This is a genomic window from Psychrobacillus sp., assembly GCF_056205495.1.
In genome coordinates, this window is sequence record NZ_JBAEAP010000390.1 from 1 (window position 1) to 2,376 (window position 2,376).

Here is a 2,376-nt window from a genome sequence, read left to right on the forward strand (position 1 = left end):
CATCAAAAAGATTTACCACCACTTGCAAACTTAGAATTATTTCCTCAAGCTCCACTTTTGGATTATGAAACATTTAGAAACATAGGAACTTTCCTCAACTTGTAATATTACTACTAAATGGTATAATTTAGAAAAAACGAACAATCTTATAATTAGGAAAATACATATATTGTTGTTAAGGGAGAAAAGAACGGATGGGAAATTCTCAAAGCAGGTTGAAGAAGAAATCTTCTTCTAAAAAGAGAAATATTAAAAATATAGTATTAATAAGTTTAATGGCAATGACATCTGCTGTCATTTTCTTTGCCATTAATTTATCTTGGGAAGCCAAGCATGCAAACAATAAAATGTTTGTGCCATTGGAAAAAGACCTAAAAGACACTTCGATTAAGAATGAGCTAGTAGCAAAGGCGGATGACTCACCTTTTACTATTCTTTTAACAGGTGTTGAGCGAGGAAAGACGGAAAAATATGGTCGTTCAGATATGCTAATTGTAGCAACTGTTAATCCGTCTACAAACAAAATTTCTATGGTTAGCATCCCTAGAGATACGTTAGTTCATATTGAAGGATTAGACAGGGAAGATAAAATTAACCATGCTTATGCAAACGGGGGAATTGATTGGGTATCAGAAGCAATAGAGACCATGCTAGGTATACCTATCGATTATTATGTCTCCACTGACTTTCAAGGCTTCCAGGATATAGTCGATACCATAGGAGGCGTTGAGGTAGATGTACCTTTTACATTTAAAATTCAACTCGCTAACTTTGAGTGGAAAACTTTTACGGAAGGTCCTATGTTTTTAGAAGGTGACGAGGCACTGGCGTATGTACGAATGCGAAAAAAAGATCCTGAGGGAGATAAGGGCCGTAATGAACGGCAACAGCAAGTTATCGAATCATTATTAAACAAGATGACCAATGTGGGCATGATTACTAAAATCGATGATTTAATTGAGGATGTAGGAGAAAATGTTAAAACGAATATCCCGTCTTCAGATTATTTAAAACTAGCCAAAATGTATCAAAAATTTAAAAACAGTCCTATTGAGCATTTACAGTTAGATGGCAGTGGTAAGATGATCTACAGTAAAGAAGCAGGACTGGACCTTTGGTATTTTGTTCCAGACGAAGACTCACTTAGTAAAGTCGGGGAGCAGCTAAAAGCTAACCTAGGTAGTACTACATATAAAGCAGATGTAGAAGAAGTAAAGGATTTATCAATAGGTAAGTAAGACGTGTCTGGGGACCATCCCCGGACACGTTTTTTATTTTGAGATAAAATGTTTGCTTCCTAAGTGAACATTTGATATTATAACTGACGAACGTTCGTTAAAAGGAGCGATAGGTGTGAAACATATAGAGTTAAAGGAAGCTGCTCTCAAGTATTTTACGATTCATGGATATGAAGGAGCCTCATTATCTCAAATTGCTGAAGAAGTGGGTATGAAAAAACAGTCCATATATGCACACTTTAAAGGAAAAGATGACCTTTTTCTTCAAGTCTTAAGAGATGCCAAGCAAATCGAGTTGAACACAAAGCTTTATTATTTTCGTCCTCTTGATACTGAAGATCCATTAAAGGATTTATATGGCTTCTTAGAAATGGTTATTAATCTTTTTCAAAAAGACGAGCATTTAAAATTTTGGCTAAGGATGTCATTTTTTCCTCCAGCGCACTTAGCTAAAGATATCGAAGAAGATGTACTTGATATAGAGAAACAAGTGCAAGCTGTATTAGAAGAAAAATTTCAACAATGGATAGATGCAAAGCTAGTTGAAGGTGAGTCAGCATTGATTTTGACATATGCTTTTTTAAGCATGATAGATTCGATGATGCTTGAACTTGTCTATAACAACGATGAGAAACGTTTATCAGAGAGATTAGATGCCTCCTGGAAAGTATTTTGTCGTGGTATATCTAATCATTAAAGTTAAAGAAAGAAGTGCGTAGGATGAACAAACCATTAAAAGAACAAAAATCCGTAGTTATTATACTTCTTAGCAATATATTCATTGCTTTTTTAGGAGTAGGCTTAGTGATTCCTGTTATGCCATCATTTATGAATATTATGAATCTGACAGGAAGTACAATGGGGTATCTAGTTGCGGTATTTGCAGTTGCCCAATTGATAACCTCCCCCTTTGCAGGTCGATGGGTTGATCAAATCGGCCGTAAGAAAATGATTACTCTAGGACTATTATTATTTGCTATTTCCGAGCTTATTTTTGGAGCTGGAACAAACGTCTGGGTGCTTTACTTATCAAGAGCATTGGGCGGGGTTAGTGCAGCCTTTATAATGCCTGGTGTAACTGCTTATATAGCAGATATAACTACGATAAAGGAACGTCCAAAGGCGATGGGCTATATTT

General features: G+C 35.7%; 3 protein-coding genes and 1 pseudogene. All 4 read left to right on the forward strand.

Annotation, left to right across the window (positions count from 1 at the left end; translation table 11 throughout):
• Positions 1–87: pseudogene (locus tag AC06OU_RS11580) on the forward strand (propanediol dehydratase); the annotation flags it as partial.
• A gap of 107 nt (positions 88–194) precedes the next feature.
• On the forward strand, positions 195–1,238 hold the full coding sequence (locus tag AC06OU_RS11585) for an LCP family protein (protein WP_475855930.1): 1,044 nt from the start codon (positions 195–197) through the stop codon (positions 1,236–1,238).
• Between the two features lie 115 nt (positions 1,239–1,353).
• On the forward strand, positions 1,354–1,935 hold the full coding sequence (locus AC06OU_RS11590; RefSeq protein WP_475855931.1) for a TetR/AcrR family transcriptional regulator: 582 nt from the start codon (positions 1,354–1,356) through the stop codon (positions 1,933–1,935).
• 23 nt (positions 1,936–1,958) lie between these two features.
• A partial coding sequence (locus AC06OU_RS11595; protein WP_475855933.1) for an MFS transporter occupies positions 1,959–2,376 on the forward strand: 418 nt, incomplete at its 3' end.